Here is an 18,217-nt window from a genome sequence, read left to right as displayed (position 1 = left end):
GTCAGTTGCCGCCTTCGGGCATCGTGGCCGAGCGCCGTACGAGGTCGACGGTGGCCTTGTCGAGGGAGTCGAGCAGGAATTCGACGTCCCGGTCGGTGAGGGTCGCCGGCGGGGTGAACCGCACCACGGAGGAGCCGTTCATCGAGTGGTTGGCGACCACTCCGTGGTTGAACAGCTCGATCAGCAGTTCGCCGGCGAGCCCCGGCTCGACCAGCTCGACGCCGATCAGCAGACCCTGGCCGCGTACCTCCACGACCAGGTCGGGGATGTTGCGCTGGGCGATCTCGGTGATCCGCGGCAGCAGCCGGGCGCCGAGCTCGCGGGCTCGGGGCACCAGTTCCTCCTCGCGGATCGCGCGGACGGTGCCCTGCACCGCCGCCATCAGCAGCGGCTGACCGGAAAAGGTCGCGGTGTGGACATAGGGGTCCTTGTCGAAGGGCCGGAACGCCTCCCGGGTGGCGAGGGCCGCCGAGACCGGCACGACACCGCCGCCGAGCGCCTTGCCGGCCAGCAGGACGTCCGGGCGGATGCCCTCGGCGTCCAGCCCCCACCACTCGCCGAGCCGGCCGAAGCCGGTCTGCACCTCGTCCAGCACCAGGAAGCCGTCGAACTCCCGGACCGCCTCCTCGACCTGCTTGAGGTAGCCCTTGGGCGGGATGACGACGCCGCCTTCGCCCTGCACCGGCTCGATGAGCACACAGACCTCGCCCGGGTGCTGGGACAGCTCCGCGCGCAGGGCGTCGATGTCGCCGAACGGCAGGTGCACCACGTTGGGGATCAGCGGGCGGAAGGGCGCCTGGTAGACGTCCTTGGCGGTGGCCGACAAGGCGCCGAGCGTCTTGCCGTGGTAGCCACCCTTCATCGAGACCGTCCGCTTGCGGCCGTTGGCCCGGGCGAGCTTCAGGCCGGTCTCCACCGCCTCCGCGCCGGAGAGGGCGAAGTGCACGCGGTCCAGGCCCTCCGGGGCGACCGAGACCAGCGCTTCGGCGGCACGGGCGACGGTCGGCTCCAGCAGGATGCGGGTGGCGACGGGGTGGGTCTCCAGCTGCCGGCGCACCTCCTCCATGACGACGGGGTGGCGGGCGCCCATGATGAAGACGCCGTAGCCGCCGGCGTTCAGGAAGCGTTCGCCGTCGGAGGTGGTCAGCCAGGCACCCTGCGACTCGACCTCCATATGGGTTCCGAAGAGCTCGGCCAGGGTCGCCCGGCCCTTGCTCAGATGGGCCCGGTAGAGCTGGAGGACCTCCTCCTCCTGGCCGACCGGGGCGTCGACGCTCGGGGTCATTGGTGACTCGCTTTCGGTCCGTGGCCCGCAGGCGCTGAGTGGGCCGATGGAAGGGGCGGGGTGGTCCGGGTCCCGTCCCGGTCTCAGGACAGGTCGAGGGCGGCGCCGCCGGCGTAGGCCAGCAGCGGCGCGACGGTGGAGCCCTGGGACGGCGGGTGGAAGGCGAGCGGGCGCACCGAGGCGGCCATCCGCAGGTGCTCGGAGGAGCGGATGAAGTCGATGCCGCCCAGCAGCTCCAGCGCCTGCTGGGTGGCGAGCGACAGCGCTTCCTGCGCGGCGAACCGGGCGATCAGTACCTGGGAGACGGCCTCCTCGCCGAAGGCCCCGTCGCGCACCGCGCGGGCGACCCCCAGCAGCAACTGGAACGCGGACTCGGTGCGGATCAGCAGGGTGCCGCGTTCGCTCGTGCTGCCGCGCCCGCGGGCCAGCACTTCCTCCGTCAGGCCGGCGGCGACGCCGGCGTACCCGGCCGACACCAGCATCTCGAACCAGACGAAGCCGGCGTTCTGCAGGTCGTCGATGCGGCCGGGGTCGTCCGCGGTGGTGCGGACCACCATGTCCTCGGGCACGAAGACGTCCGTCAGGCGCACCTCGTCGCTCTGGGCGGCGGTCAGCACCTCGCTGCCCCAGAAGGGGTGCAGGGTCAGGCCCGGCGACGAGGAGTCCACCAGCGCCAGCGCCAGCTCCGGCGTGCCGTCCGCGCCGGGCACCGCGATACTCGCGGTCAGCAGGCTCATCGAACGCGACAGGCTGCAGGGCTTCTTGGCGCCGTTGAGCAGATAGCCGCCCTCGACCGGGGTTGCCGTGACCGCCGGGGTGAGAATGTTCTGCTGGGTTCGGCCCTCGGCCCAGCCGGAGGCCATCAGCCGCTGCCCGGGCACCACAGTGTGCAGCAGCTCGGCCTGAGCGGGTGTCAGCCGGTCCGGGCCGTCGGCGAGCGCGTAGAGCATCGCGGCGGTGAAGTGGTGCATCGTGGAGGCCACGGCCAGCGACGGGGACAGCGAGCCGACGGCCCGCTGGACGAGCACGGCGTCCACCGGGTCGGCGCCCGGCCCGCCGTACTCGGTGGGTATGAGCAGCCCCACGCCCGCGGCCGACCGGAACAGGTCGACGACCGGGCTGCCGGCCGCCTCGCGCTCTTCGAACGGAAGGTCCGACAGGGCCTTCACCAGCCCGGGGTGGAAGCGCTCGCAGGTGTCGCGGGCGACGTCGAGAGATCTCACAGGTGTCACCTCGTTCAGCGTTGTTCTCGGGTCGTGGTCGGTCGGCCGCCCGGGGGCGCGCCTGCGGGCGGGTCAGCCGCCGAAGACGGTCCGCTGCGGGCTGACGTCCCGCGCGATGCTGACGCCCTGGACGTGGGAGGTCTTGAGCATCGGGTAGTTGGCCTCGCCGAACACCCCGCCGGTCAGGCCGGTCCCGCCGTGGCTGGGCAGGTAGGGCAGGAAGCCGATGTGCGAGTCGTTGACCTTCAGCAGACCGCCGTTGACCACCCGCTGTACGAAGGTGTCGACGACGTTCCCGTCCTTGGCCCACAGCGAGTTGCGCAGCCCGTACTCATTGGTGTTGACGAAGTCGAGGAAACGGTCGAGGAGGACCTCGTCGGTGTCCGGCTCGGGCACCACGATCGGCAGCAGCGGGAAGAACGTCTCGTGCCGCACCACGTCGTGCTCACGGGCCGCGGTCAGCCCGTCCACCCGCAGCACGGTCGGCTGCAGGAAGACGCCCGTCTCGGAGGGGGTTCCGTCCAGTTCGGTGCGCTTGCCGCCGGTGACGAGCCGCGCACCCCGCTCCAGGGCCCGGTCCAGCAGCCCGAAGAACCGCTCGGTGCGGCGCACCGGCGACAGCAGGACGTCCTCCTCGTCGGGGTAGCCCGGCCGCACGCCGGCGACCTGCCGCTCGACCTCGGCGATGAGGTCGTCGGCGATCTCGGGGTGCACCAGGACGTAGTTGGGCACCATGCAGATCTGCCCGGAGCCGTAGAACGACTCGGTGATCGCCTCGGCGGCATAGGCCAGGTCGGCGTCCTTCCAGACGATGATCCCGTCGTTGCCGGCCAGTTCCAGGATCGGCTTCTTGCCGTGGGCCACGCACTGCTCCTGGAAGCGCAGACCTTCCTGGCTGCCTCCGATGTAGAAGATGTCGTCGATCAGGGGACTGGTGATCCAGCGGTCCAGGGTCTGCTTGGGGTTGGCGCAGACCACGTTGAGGGTGCCGGGGGGTGCTCCCACCTCGTGCAGGAGCGGCGCAGCCACGTCCCGCAGCACCCACAGGGTGCTCAGCGCGATGCTGCGCGGGGCGCGCACCACGACCGCGTTTCCGGCCATCACGGCCAGGACGGCCAGGGCCGCGCTGGGCGCCGGAGCGTTCTGCGGCGGGTTGAAGGCGACCACACCGTCCGGCTGGCGACGGACGATCAGCCGACGCCCGCCCTCCTCGAACTCGGTGTGCATCTGCTGCGCGTACCAGTTGATGCTCTCCTCGCTGTAGATCTGGAGCAGGCAGCTCAGCTCCCACCTGGCCAGCTTCACCGGGTGGGACTCGGCGACCAGCATCTCCACGAACTCCTCCTTGCGGCGCAGCAGTTCCTCGCGGAAGAGGGTGCCGAGCCGCAGGCGCCGTTCCAGGGGGACCGCCGCCCAGCCGGGGGCGGCCGCGGCAGCCGCTTCACTGGCGAGGTCGATGGCCGCGTCGTCGGCTATCGCGCATCGGCCAATGACGTAGGGGTGCTGCGCGGCGGACGAGTCCGCGTCCTTTTCGAGGGTGCGCTTGAGACTGACGCTGGTGAAGACATCCTCGAGGAGCGATTTGGCGCTCACGGTGTAGACCCAGCCATCGCCCTCGATGTCTTTCCCCGCGATAAACAGCCCATAACTGTGGAACTTTTTCCCGGGTTTCATCTTGCGGACCCTTCGGAAACACAATCAGTCTGATGACGGGTGAAATCTGACGTGATGATTGCAGTCCCCTCTGACCGGGCACTGACGCGGTGCTGATCCGGGCTCGGTAACCGGCCTAGCGCACCCGCCGATTCCCCTCCGCCCGGGCCGGTCGGCGCGGGCGGGCGGGCGCGGTGATTACCTGGTAGGTAATTGACCCCACTGATCTCCGGGCGACACGCTGGATAAGCACTCGGACAGGTATCTGCCCGGCCGCGGGCGCCGGGTGAACACCCCATGTGATCGATCAGGAGTACGAACGATGACCACCGAGACCAACCGCAGCGCCTCCGCGCCGTCACCGCCCATGCCGACGGGCGGGAGCCCGGCCGCGCCGCATCGGCTGATCCTGCCGACCGTGCTGGCCGGCGTCTTCATCACCACCCTCGACTTCTTTATCGTCAACGTCGCCATTCCCTCTTTGCAGACCGACCTGAACGCGAGCGCCTCCGCCATCGAATGGGTGGTCGCCGGGTTCGGTCTGGCCTACGGCGTGGGGCTGATCACCGGCGGACGGTTGGGCGACCTGTACGGGCGCCGCAAGATGTTCCTGCTGGGCCTGGGTCTGTTCACCATCGCCTCGCTGCTGTGCGGCGTCGCCCAGTCGGGCGGCTTCCTGGTCTCCTCCCGAGTGCTCCAAGGACTTGCCGCGGCGATGCTCGCGCCCCAGGTGCTGGCCCTTCTGGGCACGATCTTCACGGGGGCCGCGCGCCTGAAGGTGTTCGCGGGCTACGGTCTGGCCATGGGGCTCGCAGCCGTGTTCGGCCAGCTCATCGGCGGTCTGCTGATCGAGGCCGACATCGCCGGCTGGGGCTGGCGCTCCTGCTTCCTGGTGAACCTGCCGATCTGCCTGCTCATCATGGGCGTGACCCTGAAGGTGGTACCCGAGTCACGCGCCGAGGGCCGACCGAAGCTGGACTTCCTCGGCGTCGTCATGATCACCCTCGCGCTGGTCGCCCTGGTGCTCCCGCTGATCGAAGGCCGCGAGGACGGCTGGCCGTTGTGGACCTGGTTGTCCTTCGGCGCGTTCGTCGTGCTGATGGCGGCGTTCGTGGCCGTCGAGCAGTCCATCGCCGCGAAGGACGGCTCGCCGCTGGTGAACATCGCCATGTTCCGCGACCGCGCCTTCGTCGTCGGACTCGCCTGCCAGCTGGTCTTCTGGATGGGCCAGGCGTCGTTCTTCCTGGTGCTCGCCCTGTACATGCAGGCCGGCCGCGGCCTGAGCGCCCTGGAGGCGGGCCTGCTCTTCGCCGCCATCGGCGCCGGCTACATGTACACCTCGATGAACGCCACCAAGTTCGCCACCAAGCTCGGCCGTCAGGTGCTTGCCGTCGGCGCGCTGCTGATGGTCGTGGGCCTGGTCGTCCTCGGCGTCACCGCCGCACAGCTGGGCTCGGACGGTCACACCGCGTGGCTCATCCCCGGTCTGGTGATCGACGGCGCCGGCATGGGCCTGGCGGTCGCCCCGCTCGCCTCCACGGTGCTCGCCCGGGTCAACCCGCAGTACGCGGGCTCGGCCTCCGGCGTACTCACCACCGGCCTGCAGATCGGCAACTCGATCGGTGTCGCGGTGATCGGCGTGATCTTCTACAACGCGCTCGGCGAGCAGCCCGACTCCTCGGCCTTCGCCCACGCCTTCGACATGGGCATCGTCTTCCTCGTCGCCGTCGCCGCCGCCCTGGCCCTGCTGGTCCAGGCACTGCCCCGCACGAACGCCGGCAAGTGATCCACCCCCATTGAACTCCCGGGGCGGCGAACCCCCGCGCCGCCCCGGGTCCCCTAGCGAGAGAGAGATCGCACGTGAGAGCGAAGGCACTGCTGGAGCGTTACGTCGCCGTCTGGAACGAGCCCGATCCCGCCGCACGGCGGGCCCAGATCGCGAACCTGTGGACGCCGGACGGGCTGCACTGCACCCAGACCCGCCGCTTCCAGGGCACCGAAAGCCTGGTGGCCCGGGTGACCGAGGCGTACGACCAGTTCGTGGGCGGCCAGGGGTTGCGGTTCCGGGCGGGCGGTGCCCCGGTCGGGCACCACGACGCGCTGGCCTTCAACTGGGTGATGTCACCGGGCGACAACGACGCCGTGCTCGCCGTCGGATTCGACGTGGTGTTGCTGGACGGCGAGGGCCGGATCGTCGCGGACTACCAGTTCAACGAGCCTCCGGTGCCGAGCCCCGACCTCGACGCCCAGGCCGAACGGCACCTGGCCACGGTCGCGGCCGGAAGCGAGCAGTTGCGCAAGGAGATCGCCGACCTCTACCTGCCCGGCGCCCGCCTCGTCGACGAGAGCGGCGTGCACGAGGGCGTGGACGGCATCGCCGCCGCGCTCACGGCCGACGGCGTACGGCACCCGGCGGGCAGCGCCTCGGCGCAGCACGATGCCTTCCGCTACCCGTGGCACACGGAGTCGGGCGAGGCGGGCGTGGACTTCCTGCTCCGCGACGAGCAGGGCCTGGTGCGCACGCACTACCGCTTCACCGGAGCGGGCCGGCAATCGGCGTGAGCTCCCCGGCCCGCGGCACCGGCCGGGTGCCGCGGGCCGGGTGCCGCGGGTCGCGGGCGGGGCCCGGCTGTGCACCGTGCGTGGCCCGCTTCCGCGGTTGTGCCTGACGCCGAGGATGATGCAGGGTGATGGAATGACCGAGGTGCAGGAAAGTCGGCAACTGTCCCGCCCGGTGGGCGAATTGATGCGTAGATGGCGGGAGCAGCGGGGTTACAGCCAGCTCGCCCTGGCCACCCGGGCCGAGATCTCCGCGCGTCACCTCAGTTTCCTGGAGACCGGTCGGTCCAAGCCCAGCCGGGACATGGTGCTACGGCTGGGCCGGCACCTCGGCCTGGCACTGCGCGAGCAGAACCAGCTGCTGCTGGCGGCCGGCTACGCGCCCGCCTACACAGACTCTCCCCTGGACGTTGCCGAGATGCTTCCCGTGCGTGGTGCGCTCCATCAGATCCTGACGGGCCACGAACCCTTTCCCGCACTTGTCGTGGACCGCAACTGGAACATCGTGCTGAGCAACGCCGGCTTCCGACTCTTCGCCAAGGATGCCGCGCCCGAGTTGCTGCAGCCTCCCGTCAACGCGCTCAGGCTGGCCCTGCACCCCGAGGGCATGCAGCCTCGAATCATCAACTTCCCCGATTGGCGAGCCCAGTTGCTGATGCGCCTGCAGCGGCGAGTCGAGCTGACGGCCGAGCCGGGCCTGGCCGAGCTGTACCAGGAGCTGCGCGCCTACCCGGGCGGCGGCGAGCCCAGCCGGCCGCCCCGTACCGACCACGCCGACCTCACCCTTCCGCTGCGGCTGCGGTACCAGGACATGGAACTGTCCCTGATCTGCACCATCGCCACCTTCGGCATGCCGCTCGACGTCACCGTCGCCGAACTGGCCGTCGAGGCGTTCCTGCCGGCGGACGGCCCCACCGGCGAGCTGCTCAACCGCCTGCACACCGCCGCCCCCGCCGGTCCGGACCCGGCGGGGGCGGCGTAGGGCACCGCACGGCGCGGTCAGTCCGCCTCCCCGGGCGGCGGCACCACGTAGCTCGGCGGGGTGTCGAAGTACTGGTGGTCGGAGACGATGCGGCCGGCGTCGTCCAGCGTGAGGAAGTCGAAGCCGACGGCCTCCAGCGCGCCGGTGGACGCCGACACCATCACCCAATTGAACCGCAGCGTGTTGTGCTGGCCGCGCGCGTTGTTGCAGGAGCGGAAGGTGAAGCCTCCGGTGGCGTACGCGTCGTGGGCGTAGCCCACCTGGGCGGCGATGGCCTCGTGGCCGCGGACGACGGCGACGGCGTTGGCGTAGATGCCGTCGGGCGCCCACAGCTCCTCAACAGCCTTGCGACGGGCCTGCGGATCGGTCTCGGTCCAGACCGCGACATAGCGGTCGGCGAACTCGTTGGGACTGGTCACGGTCATACGGGGCTCCTTCGGTACGGGTGCTCTGGCAGTGGTGCTGCCGACGATGCGGTCAGAAGGCGGGCCGGGTCCCGGCGGCCCGGCCGAGCAGCAGGCGGACGAAGTCGGCAGTGATCGACGTCGTCTGCTCGTGGATGAAGAAGTGGCCGCCCTGGAAGAGGCGGTTGCCCAGGTAGGACTTGGTGCGCGGCACCCAGGACGCCATGGCCTCCGGGTCCACCAGCGGGTCCCTGTCGGCGCTGTACGTGACCACCGGGCACGGCACCGTCGCGTCGTCGTCCTGGTAGCTGGCACAGACCTCCAGGTCCGCCCGCATGGCGGGCATCATCAGGCTGAGGGCCTCGGTGTTGTTGAGGATGCTCTCCGGCAGCGAGCCCAGCCCGCGGGCCCAGTCCACCAGTTCGCTCTGCGGCACCTGGAGCTGCTCGGGGGGCGGGGTGCGAAAGCCCTTCGGCGCCCACGCGGAGGCGCCCAGCAGCACCGGCGGTTGCTCGCCGCGCTCGTGCAGCTCGACGGTCAGCCGGTAGCCGATCAGCGCGCCCATGCAGTGGCCGAACACCGCGTACGGGCGGCCGTCCAGCTCGGCGGTGAAGCAGTCGGCCAGCGTCTGGACCAGCGGTTCGACGTCGGTGAACATGTCCTCGTCGAACCGTTCCTGGCGGCCCGGCAGCTGGACGCACTGGACGGAGACGTCGGCGGGGATCCGGGGCGGCCAGTCGTGGTAGATCGACGCTCCGCTCCCCGCGTAGTGCAGCAGGAAGATCCGGGTTTCGGCATCGGGCGTGCTCTCCGGTTGAAACCAGCGGTCCGCGAGGGCGGCGACCGGCTCGGTCATCGTGCTCCTTCAGGTGGGTGCGGACGGGGTCCCGGCCGCCGCCGGCCGCCCTGGGGGACGGCGGCCGGGACGACCGACGCGTGCGGTGGGAGCGGCCCGGTCAGCCCGCCGCGGCGTAGCGCCGGCGCAGCTCCCGGCGCAGCACCTTCCCGGTGGGGTTGCGAGGCAGGACGTCCAGGAACTCGTAGCTGCTGGGGATCTTGAAGTCGGCCAGCCGGCCGCGCAGGAAGAGCATCAGCTCGCGACCGCTGGTCTCGCTGCCCGGCACGACGACCACGCAGGCGCGGACCGTCTCGCCCCAGCGGGCGTCGGGCACGCCCACCACGGCCACATCGGCGACGGCGGGGTGCGCCCGCAGCGCGTTCTCCACCTCGACCGGGTAGATGTTCTGGCCGGCGACGATGATCGTGTCGTCGATCCGGTCGCACAGGAAGAGGTAGCCGTCCTCGTCGAGGTAGCCGGCGTCACCGAGCTTGAGCCAGCCGCCCTCCAGGGTGCGGGCGGTGGCCTCCGGCTGCCGGAAGTACTCGGCGAAGTGCGCCGGCGTCCACACGCTGACCTGACCGATGGTCCCGGCCGGCTGCTCCTTGCCGTCCTCGTCGACGATCCGCACGATGTTGCCGGGGCAGACCCGGCCGGCCGAGGTCAGCCGCGGGTTGCCCAGCACATGGTCGGCCGGGGTCAGGCAGGTGACCACACTGCCGGTCTCGGCCGCGGCGTACATCTGGGCCAGCTCGCAGCCGAACACCGTCAGACAGCGCTCCAGCTGCGACGGCGAGATGGGCGCACCACCGTAGACCACCTTGCGCAGCGAGGCGAACGCCTCGGGGCCGGAGTCGTGCTCCGTCATCATCATGTCGAGCATCGCGGGGGCCGCCCACACGGTGGTGACCCGGTGCGCGGAGATCAGCCGTACGGCCTCGTCGGCCATGAACATCCCCATCACCACGGAGGTGGCGCCGACGTTGAAGGCGTGCATGAACCAGGCCATGCCGGCCGAGTGCAGGCCGGGGAAGCAGATCAGCGTCCGGTCCTCCGGCCGCCAGTCGATCCAGTCGCAGCCGGCTCGCCGCATGTTCTCGATGAAGGTGAAGAAGGTACGGTGCGCGAGCACCACGCCCTTGGGCAGGCCGCTGGTCCCACTGGTGTACATCTGCACCATCGGGTCGTCCGGCCCGATCTCCACGTCGACGTCGGAGTCCGGGGCGTCCCCCTTCCAGGCGAGGAAGCCCTCGGCCCGGTGGCCGTCGCCGTCGAAGCGGCGGATCTCGCGCAGCTTCGGCAGGCCGTCGTGGACGCGCTCGACGGCGGACATGAACTCGCCCTGCACGAAGACCATGCGGGCGCCGGAGTCGCGCAGGATGTGGTCCACCTCGTCGGCCGTCAGCCGCCAGTTGATGGGCACCAGCACCACGCCGGTCTTCGCGCAGCCCAGGGCCAGGTCGTAGTAGTGCTCGTTCTCCCGGCCCAGGAACGCGACACGGTCGCCGCGGGCAAGGCCGGCCGCCGTGAGGGCATGGGCGGTGCGGTTGCTCGCCCGGTGCAGTTCGGCGTACGTGGTGTCGCGGCCTTCGCAGATGATCGCCGGGTGATCCGGCCGTCGGGCCGCGTGCAGCAAGGATCGGGCGGCGATGGTTTCCGTGCTCGGTCCGGCCACGGAGGTCTCCTTTTCGGTGTGCCGGGGTGGTGGGTGTGCGGGGTGCGGATGCCGGGGACGACGCGCGCCGGGGCGCGGGGCTGCCGCGGTACGGCGGCGACCCCGTGCCCCTCCGGCCGGAGACGGGGCGGACGCCGGGCCCAGGCCCGTGGCGGACCCGGACCCGGCGCCGTCAGGCTGCGGCCGTGTCCGCGAGCTGCTGCTCCAGGAAGGCCGCGAGCTGAGCCGACGACGGGTGGTCGAAGGCCAGCTGGGGGGGCAGCGGCAGCCGCAGCGCCGCCTCCAGCGTGTTCTTCAGCTCCACGGCCACCAGGGAGTCCAGCCCCAGCTGCACGAACTCGGTGTACGGATCGATGGCGTCCGGGTCGTCCAGGTGGAGCACATCCGCGGTCTTCGCCCGTACGAACTCGTCCAGCGCCGCCAGCCGTTCGGCCCGGGTCTGCTGCCGCAGGGCCTCCAGGTCGAGGGTGAGCGCCTGCCCGCCGCCGGGCTGGACGAGCCTCTCGTACAACGCGTTGCGCACCGGCTTGGCCGCGGTGAACCGGTCCCAGTCCGCCTCGCCGACCACGATCTGGCTCAGCGGGCGGCCCAGCACCGAGGCGAAGGCGCGGGCGCCGCGGCTGGGCGAGAAGAGCTTGATGCCCTCGTCCTCCCAGCGCCGGATCAGCGCCTCGCCCAGCCGAGCCGACATACCGACCTCGGCCCATGGGCCCCAGTTCACCGACAGCGCCGGCAGGTCCTGCGCACTCCGCCACGCCATCAGCGTGTCCAGGAACGCGTTGGCCGCCGCGTAGTTGGACTGGCCGGGCGCGCCGACCACCGGCGCGGCCGAGGAGAAGCCGACGAAGAACTCCAGCTCCGGGAAGGCCGCAGCCGCCTCGTGCAGCAGCCAGGAGCCGTAGATCTTCGCCTGGAAGACCGTGTCGAGGGCCTGCCAGGTCTGTTCGGCGACCGGCTGGTCGGCGGTGATGCCCGCCGCGTGGACGATGCCGCCGACCGGCGTGCCCGAGCGCAGCATCCCGGCGGTGATCCGGCCGACGTCCGCCGGGTCGGAGACGTCGCCCTGCAGTACGGTCACCTCCGCCCGCTCCTTCAGCCGCTCCAGCAGGTGCGCCACGTCCGGCGTCGGCTGCGTGCGCCGGCCGACCAGGGCAAGCTTCCGGGCGCCGAGGTCCACCAGCTTCTCCGCCGCCACCAGGCCAAGGCCGCCGAGACCGCCGGTGATCAGGTAGACGCGGTCCGGCCGGATGTCGACCGTGCGCTGCTCGCGGGCCGACGGGTCGTCGAACTCGATCACCAGTTTGCCGATGTTGGCGCCACGGCTGAGCACGCCGAACGCCTCCTCCACCTCGTCCAGGGTGTACCCGGTCACCGGAAGCGGCGGCAGCTTGCCCGCCTCCACCAGCTCGACGATCACCTGCATGATCTCCTGGTTGAGCGGGATCAGTCGGTCCAGCGGCAGCTCGCTGAGGTCGAAGTTGACGTACGAAACGTCCGGCCGCTCCGCCGCGACCTGCTCCGGCGTCCACACTCCGACCTTGCCCAGCTCGACGAACCGGCCGCCCTGCCCCAGGGACCGCATCCCGGCCGGAATGAAGTCCTTGTTGAGACTGTTGAGCACGATGTCCACGCCCTGCCCGCCGGTGATCCGTTCGATCTCGTCGGCGAAGCCCAGCGTGCGGGAGTTCATCACATGCTCGACGCCCTGCTCGCGCAGCAGCGGCCACTTGTGCGGGCTGGCGGTGGCGAAGACCTCCGCCCCGGCCAGATGGGCCAGATGGGTCGCCGCCTGCCCGACGCCGCCGGCCGCCGCGTGGACGAGCACCCGGTCGCCGGCCTTCATGCCGGCCAGCGTGTGCAGCGCGTAGTAGGCGGTGACGTACACCGAGATCAAGCCAGCCGCCTGGGTGAAGTCCAGCCCGGCCGGCTTGCGCACGGCCACCGCCGATGGCACGGTCACCCGGCGGCGCATCAGACCGAGGTAGTTCACGATCACCTCGTCGCCGGGCGCGAAGGACGCCTCCGGCCCGGCCGCGACGACCGTGCCGGCGCACTCGAAGCCGAGCGGCTGCTCGCCGAACTCCTTCATCATGCCGAGGGCGTTGAGCACGTCCTTGAAGTTGAGGCCGACCCCGGCCACCTGGACCTGGATCTCGTCGCCGGTGGGCGCCACCTCCTCGACCCGCTCCGGCCGGACGCCGGCGAACGTGCCGTACTCCTTCACGGCGAGCCCGAAACCGTTGTCCCGGCGGGCCCGGGCGTCGTCGGCGACCAGCCTCCGCACATGCCGGCGGCCGCCCCGGTAAGCCACCTGGAAGTCGCCGCTCTCGCGCGTGGTCAGTTCCATGACCAGCGCGTCCGGACCGGAATCGTCGGCCGGCAGGTCGATCAGCGTGGTCCGGTACGAGGGGTACTCGTTGAGCATCACCGCGCCGAAGCCCCACAGCGAACTGCCGGCGAGCCGCACCCGGGCCGGGGCGTCCCCGCGCAGCAGCTGGGCCTGCTCGGTGACCAGCCACAGACGCTGGTCGCGGCCGAAGCCGTGCCGGTCCAGCACCGCCAGCAGGGCCAGCAGCCGGCCGTAGTTCCGCTCCGACTCCGCCCGCAGGCCGTTCGCGCCCGCCGCGTCCGCGTCGGACTGCCAGAACCAGCACACGTCGGTGATCCGCTCCTGGGCCAGTACGGCGCCGGCCTCGTCGGCGCCGGCCGCGAAGACCACCCGGCCGCCGCCCTCGGCCAGCCGGGCCGACGCCTCCTGGAAGCCGTCGGCCGGGCGGCCCACCAGCAGCACCCGACGGTCGGCGACACCTTCCGGGCCCGCCGCCGAGCGCTTGGTCCAGCGCAGTTGGTGGAAGAAGCTGCGGCGCGGCGCGCCGGGCGCCTCGGCGAGCTGCTTCAGGCCGAGCCCGCGCAGCTCCATGACCGGCTCGTCGCCCTCCAGCACCAGCACGTCGGCGCACACGTCCACGTCCGGCGAGTCGGCCGGGACCAGCCGCAGCAGGGTGCGCAGCAACTCGGCGCGCGGCTTGCGGAAGAGGGTGAAGCGGCCGAAGCGGACCGGCAGATAGGAGTTGCCGTCGTCGGCGAGGGCGCTCATATTGTGCATGGCCGCGTCGAGCAGCGCCGGCGGAACGTGCTCCAGCGGGCCGGCGGTGACGCCCTGCAGGTCGCCGACGGTCAGCCCGCTCGGGAAGCGGGTGACCGAGTGCATCAGCCGGAACGCGGGGCCGTAGTCGAGGCCGGCGCCCGCGTAGGCGGCGTACACGTCGTCGGAGTGCAGCAGGTCCTCGGTCCGCTCCTCGCGGGCCGCCAGATCGACCAGCGCGCGGGCCGACTCGCTGGGGCCGTCCTGTGCCTCGTCCACGGCCGACAGCACCGCCGTCGCGTGCAGCCGCTCGACCTCGTCCTGTCCGCTCCCGGCCAGGCCGGCCACCTCGACCACCGAGGTGCCGTCCTCAGCCGGGCGTAGCCGGGTCCGCAGCCTGGTCGGGGTGTCCGCGTCGAGCATCAGCGCCTCGCGCAGCACGACGTCGCGGACCGCCCGGCGGGTGTGGCCGAACACCGCGTCCTGAAGCGCGAGAACGATCTCCAGATAGCCGGTGCCGGGGAAGACCACCTTGCCCATCGCCACATGGTCGGCGAGGTAGCCGGGCCGGGCGGCGCTGATCGCGGTGGAGAACTCCCGTACGCCGGCGGCGCGCTGTGCGTCGGTGGTCGTCTCGGCACCGAGCAGCGCGTGCTGCACGCCGCTCGTGTCGGCGATCCGGGCGCCCAGGCCGTGCCGGTTGGAGCCGGTCGGCAGCCAGTACCGCTTGCGGTCGAAGGCGTAGCCGGGCAGAGAGACGGTGCGGCGTTCGCGGCCGGTGTGGAAGCCGCTCCACGACAGCGAGAAGTTGGCCATGTACAGCTGTGCCACGGCATTGCGCACGGTCCGGCCGTCCGTGTCCTGCGGGTGCAGGCTGGCCACCCACAGGTGGTCCTGGGCGGTGACGCACTGCTTGGCCGGAGCACTCAGCGCCAGCGACGGGCCGATCTCCACCATCGCGTGCCGGCCACGGCGCTCCACCGTGCGCATGCCCTTGGCGAACTCGACCGGCGCGCCGATGTGCCGCACCCAGTAGTCGGGGGTGGCGATGTCGCGGAACCGGGCGACCTCACCGGTGACGTTGGAGATCAGCGTCAGCTCCGGGTCGTGGAACTCGATGCCGGCGATCTCCGCGCGGAAGGCGTCGTACACCTCCTCCATCAGCGGGGAGTGGAAGGCGTGCGAGACGGTCAGCCGCTTGACGCGCAGACCGCGCTCGGTGAACGCGTCCATGGCCTCCCCCAGCGACTCCTCGCCGCCGGAGATCACCGTCTGCTCGGGCGAGTTGACGCCCGCCACCGCCAGGTCCGGGTACTTCTCCAGCAGCGGCGCCACGTCCTCCACGGGCGCGCCCACCGCCGCCATGCCGCCCGGCGTGGACACCGACTGCATCAGCCGGGCGCGGGCCGCCACCAGTGTGGTCGCGTCCTCCAGGCTGAACAGCCCGGCCACGGCCGCCGCCGTGACCTCGCCGATGCTGTGGCCGATCAGCACGCTGGGCCGCAGCCCCCACGACATCCAAAGCTTGGCCAGCGCGTACTCCAGAGTGAACAGCGCAGGCTGCGAGTACAGCGTCTGGTTCAGCTCTTCGGCCGCCCGTTCCCCGGTGGCGAGCATCAGCTCGCGCACCGAATGGCCCAGCGTCGCCGCGAACAGCTCGTCACACGCGTCGACTTCGGCGGCGAACACCGGGAACTGCCGGTAGAGGGCGGCACCCATGCCCGGGTACTGCGAGCCCTGGCCGGCGAAGAGGAACGCGGTCTTGCGTATAGGGGTACGGCGGTTCGCGGCCTCGGCGGTTTCGGCGTGCCGGGCCAGCAGCGCGGCCAGCGGCTCGTGGCCGGTGACCACGCCGCCGATCCGGTGGGTGAAGTGGCTGCGGCCGACATTGGCGGTGTAGCACAGATCGCCGATGTCCACGCCCGGGTTGTTCACCAGGTGCTGCTGGTAGCGCTCGATCTGCAGGGCCAGCGAGCGGCGTGACTTCGCGGACAGGGTGAACACGTGACCGCCCTCGTCGGCGGTGTCCCCCGCCTCGCCCGGCACCGACTCGGGCGCGGGGAGGGCCGGCGGCTCCTCCAGGACAGCCGCGGCGATACTGCCGGCGAAGCCGAAGCTGTTGACGACGGCCCGCCGAGTGCCCTCCGCCTTCCAGGGCCGGTTCTCGGTCGGCACCGTCACCGGGATGTTCGCCCACGGGATGCGGCCGGAGGGCTTGCTGAAGTTCACATGCGGGAAGACCGTGCGCGCCTGCATCTGCAGAACGGTCTTGATCACCCCCGCGATACCGGCCACCGGCTCCGTGTGGCCGATGTTGGTCTTCACGGACGCCACGGTCACCGGCCGCTCCGCGGCGTGCGAGTCGGCGAAGACGTCGCTGATGGCGCCCATTTCGATCGGGTCGCCCAGCGGAGTGCCGGTGCCGTGCGCCTCGACGTACTGGATGTCGGACGGCGTCAGACCGCCGTTGCGCAGCGCCGCGCGGATCACGGCCTCCTGGGCGGTGCCGTTGGGCACGGTCAGACCGGCGCTCTCCCCGTCCTCGCCGATGGCCGTACCGCGGATCAGGGCGAGGATCCGGTCGCCGTCGCGCTGGGCGTCCGACAGCCGCTTGAGCACCAGCACGGCACAGCCCTCGGCGCGCACATAGCCGTTGGCGTCCTCGTCGAAGGTCTTGCAGCGGCCGTCCGGCGCCAGCATGTTGGCGTGCGAGAACATCACGAAAATACGCGGGTGGTGCAGGCAGTTGACCGCGCCGGCCAGCGCGATGTCGCACGCCCCGCTGCGCAGGCCCTCCACGGCCAGATGCGTCGCGGTCAGCGACGAGGCACACGCGGTGTCCACGGTGAGGCTCGGACCGCGCAGCCCGAAGAAGTACGACAGCCGCCCTGACAGCGGGAACAGCGTGATGCCGGCCGCGAGATGGCCGTCCAGTTCCTCGTAGGGCAGGCCCTCCATCTCCAGCGCGTAGTCGATGGAGCTGGCGCCGACGTAGACGCCGCCGTTGCCGTGCCGCAGGGTGGCGGGGTCGATGTTGGCGTGCTCCAGCGCCTGCCAGGCCGTCTCCAGCAGCAGCCGTTGCTGCGGGTCGACGAACGCGGCCTCCTTGGGCGAGATGTTGAAGAACTGGGCGTCGAACTGGTCTATCCGGTCCAGGAAGCCGGCGCCCGCCGTCCTGACCTTGCCCCGCTCCGGCTCGGCGTCGGAACCGCCCTCGGCCGGCCCCGCGGCCTCCGCCGGGCGCGGTGACAGCGCTGCCACGTCCCAGCGGTCCTCGGGCACGGGGCGGATGCCGTTGCCGCCCGCCTTCAGGAACTCGGTGAAGTCTTCGGGGGACTCGTTACCGCCCGGCAGGCGGAAACCCATGCCGACCAGTGCGATGGGCTCATCGTGCCGCTGGAAGGGCGTCGCCGTATCGGGTCCGCCGTTCTCGGCCGCCGTAGTGCTCGACGTTTTCGACATTACGGTCTTCCCTCTTCTCGATAGCCCACAGCGGTCACCGTATGAGGTCGGCGAGAACCTCGTCCGCCAGGTATTCGACCAGCTTCTCGATGGTCGGGCTGTTGAACAGCACATTTGTGCTCAGTGTGCATCCGAGCGTTTTCTCCAACCGGGTCTTCACCTCCATGATGCGCAGCGAGGTGAAGCCCAGAGAGAAGTAGCTCTGATCGGTGGGGAACATTTCGTCGCCGCCCATGAGAAGGACGTCCTTGAACTCCGCGACGACGATGCTCTCAAGGAATTCTGACCGCTCGGACCGAGGAAGCGAGGAGAGTTGCTCCACCGCCGGGGCCTGATCGCTCATCGCATGCTCCATATGCGTCACCGGCCCTGGCGCCGGCTCCCGCGGACGGGACTTCCGGCACCGCGACCGTCTCCGTCGCGGTGGGGCCTTGAAAAGGGGCGGATGGGGAAACGCGGATAGGAAAAGGCAGTTGGTGAGGACGGATGGGCTGATGGAATCAGCCCGCGCTGACGCCTCCCTGACCGGGCGCTGATACCACCCGGGCCCACGCGCGCGCCAGGGCCGGGCGGGCCGGCACCCCAGTCATAAGGGGATTCCGGCCCACCCGGCCCTGGCGGCGGGGCGTGTCACTGCGCGGAGAGGGCAGGATTCGAACCTGCGTGGGCCCAGGACCCGACCGATAGCACGGCCCCGATAAACCACTCCGGGCACCTCTCCTGGCGATGTTCCGCGGAGAGGGCAGGATTCGAACCTGCGTGGGCCCAGGACCCGACCGATAGCACGGCCCCGATAAACCACTCCGGGCACCTCTCCTGGCGATGTTCCGCGGAGAGGGCAGGATTCGAACCTGCGAGGGCCCAAGGACCCGACCGATAGCACGGCCCCGATAAACCACTCCGGGCACCTCTCCTGGCGATGTTCCGCGGAGGGGCAGGATTCGAACCTGCGAGGGCCCAAGGACCCGACCGATAGCACGGCCCCGATAAACCACTCCGGGCACCTCTCCTGGCGTTCGGTCCGGTTTCCCGTCCCGCTCACGAGAAATAC

At 71.0% G+C, this 18,217-nt stretch carries 11 protein-coding genes and 4 tRNA genes; 3 read left to right on the top strand and 12 right to left on the bottom strand.

Annotated elements, in window-relative coordinates:
• Position 1: 1 nt before the first annotated feature.
• The 3 genes from TNCT6_RS28045 to TNCT6_RS28035 form a co-directional block, all read right to left on the bottom strand.
• Positions 2 to 1,285: an aspartate aminotransferase family protein gene (locus tag TNCT6_RS28045; protein ID WP_141363394.1), complete on the bottom strand. Its 1,284-nt coding sequence runs from the start codon at positions 1,283 to 1,285 to the stop codon at positions 2 to 4.
• Positions 1,286 to 1,368: 83 nt separating this feature from the next.
• A complete protein-coding gene (locus tag TNCT6_RS28040; protein WP_141363392.1) occupies positions 1,369 to 2,508 on the bottom strand; it encodes an acyl-CoA dehydrogenase family protein in 1,140 nt (379 codons plus the stop codon).
• A 72-nt stretch (positions 2,509 to 2,580) separates the two neighbouring features.
• Complete coding sequence (locus TNCT6_RS28035) at positions 2,581 to 4,182, bottom strand: aldehyde dehydrogenase (protein ID WP_141363390.1); 1,602 nt, start codon at positions 4,180 to 4,182, stop codon at positions 2,581 to 2,583.
• A 301-nt stretch (positions 4,183 to 4,483) separates the two neighbouring features.
• Here TNCT6_RS28035 and TNCT6_RS28030 point away from each other — a divergent pair, with 301 nt between their 5' ends.
• The 3 genes from TNCT6_RS28030 to TNCT6_RS28020 all read left to right on the top strand — a co-directional run bounded on the left by TNCT6_RS28030 (position 4,484) and on the right by TNCT6_RS28020 (position 7,702).
• Positions 4,484 to 5,947: an MFS transporter gene (locus tag TNCT6_RS28030; protein ID WP_216372800.1), complete on the top strand. Its 1,464-nt coding sequence runs from the start codon at positions 4,484 to 4,486 to the stop codon at positions 5,945 to 5,947.
• Between the two features lie 74 nt (positions 5,948 to 6,021).
• A complete protein-coding gene (locus TNCT6_RS28025; protein WP_141363388.1) occupies positions 6,022 to 6,723 on the top strand; it encodes a hypothetical protein in 702 nt (233 codons plus the stop codon).
• Positions 6,724 to 6,856: 133 nt separating this feature from the next.
• Entirely contained in the window at positions 6,857 to 7,702 is an 846-nt protein-coding gene (locus TNCT6_RS28020) for a helix-turn-helix domain-containing protein (RefSeq protein WP_141363386.1), read from the top strand.
• Between the two features lie 17 nt (positions 7,703 to 7,719).
• On the opposite strand, the gene TNCT6_RS28015 is transcribed toward TNCT6_RS28020, so the two are convergent.
• From TNCT6_RS28015 to TNCT6_RS40040, 9 genes are all read right to left on the bottom strand, one after another.
• Positions 7,720 to 8,127, bottom strand: coding sequence for a nuclear transport factor 2 family protein (locus TNCT6_RS28015; protein ID WP_141363384.1), 408 nt, complete (start codon positions 8,125 to 8,127; stop codon positions 7,720 to 7,722).
• A gap of 52 nt (positions 8,128 to 8,179) precedes the next feature.
• On the bottom strand, positions 8,180 to 8,962 hold the full coding sequence (locus TNCT6_RS28010) for a thioesterase II family protein (protein ID WP_141363382.1): 783 nt from the start codon (positions 8,960 to 8,962) through the stop codon (positions 8,180 to 8,182).
• A gap of 100 nt (positions 8,963 to 9,062) precedes the next feature.
• Positions 9,063 to 10,619: a long-chain-fatty-acid--CoA ligase gene (locus TNCT6_RS28005; protein ID WP_141363380.1), complete on the bottom strand. Its 1,557-nt coding sequence runs from the start codon at positions 10,617 to 10,619 to the stop codon at positions 9,063 to 9,065.
• A 172-nt stretch (positions 10,620 to 10,791) separates the two neighbouring features.
• Positions 10,792 to 17,166, bottom strand: coding sequence for a type I polyketide synthase (locus TNCT6_RS28000; protein ID WP_141363378.1), 6,375 nt, complete (start codon positions 17,164 to 17,166; stop codon positions 10,792 to 10,794).
• 34 nt (positions 17,167 to 17,200) lie between these two features.
• Positions 17,201 to 17,509 (bottom strand): acyl carrier protein, encoded by a 309-nt coding sequence (locus TNCT6_RS27995; protein ID WP_141363375.1) that lies wholly within the window; start codon positions 17,507 to 17,509, stop codon positions 17,201 to 17,203.
• A 295-nt stretch (positions 17,510 to 17,804) separates the two neighbouring features.
• Positions 17,805 to 17,887: transfer RNA gene (locus TNCT6_RS40055), tRNA-OTHER, on the bottom strand.
• A gap of 13 nt (positions 17,888 to 17,900) precedes the next feature.
• Positions 17,901 to 17,983: transfer RNA gene (locus TNCT6_RS40050), tRNA-OTHER, on the bottom strand.
• A gap of 13 nt (positions 17,984 to 17,996) precedes the next feature.
• Positions 17,997 to 18,080 (bottom strand) — tRNA-OTHER (locus TNCT6_RS40045).
• A gap of 13 nt (positions 18,081 to 18,093) precedes the next feature.
• Positions 18,094 to 18,176 (bottom strand) — tRNA-OTHER (locus tag TNCT6_RS40040).
• Positions 18,177 to 18,217 lie beyond the last annotated feature (41 nt).

This window comes from Streptomyces sp. 6-11-2, assembly GCF_006540305.1.
In the GTDB taxonomy this organism is placed as follows: Bacteria; Actinomycetota; Actinomycetes; order Streptomycetales; family Streptomycetaceae; genus Streptomyces.
This window is presented reverse-complemented; position numbering and strand designations above follow the sequence as displayed.

Bases quoted from the DNA above. Each gene is read 5' to 3' on its own strand.
- TNCT6_RS28035 (WP_141363390.1), bottom strand. From the start codon at position 4,182: ATGAAACCCGGGAAAAAGTTCCACAGTTATGGGCTGTTTATCGCGGGG.
- TNCT6_RS28045 (WP_141363394.1), bottom strand. From the start codon at position 1,285: ATGACCCCGAGCGTCGACGCCCCGGTCGGCCAGGAGGAGGAGGTCCTC.
- TNCT6_RS28020 (WP_141363386.1), top strand. From the start codon at position 6,857: ATGACCGAGGTGCAGGAAAGTCGGCAACTGTCCCGCCCGGTGGGCGAA.
- TNCT6_RS28030 (WP_216372800.1), top strand. From the start codon at position 4,484: ATGACCACCGAGACCAACCGCAGCGCCTCCGCGCCGTCACCGCCCATG.
- TNCT6_RS27995 (WP_141363375.1), bottom strand. From the start codon at position 17,509: ATGAGCGATCAGGCCCCGGCGGTGGAGCAACTCTCCTCGCTTCCTCGG.
- TNCT6_RS28000 (WP_141363378.1), bottom strand. From the start codon at position 17,166: ATGTCGAAAACGTCGAGCACTACGGCGGCCGAGAACGGCGGACCCGAT.
- TNCT6_RS28010 (WP_141363382.1), bottom strand. From the start codon at position 8,962: ATGACCGAGCCGGTCGCCGCCCTCGCGGACCGCTGGTTTCAACCGGAG.
- TNCT6_RS28015 (WP_141363384.1), bottom strand. From the start codon at position 8,127: ATGACCGTGACCAGTCCCAACGAGTTCGCCGACCGCTATGTCGCGGTC.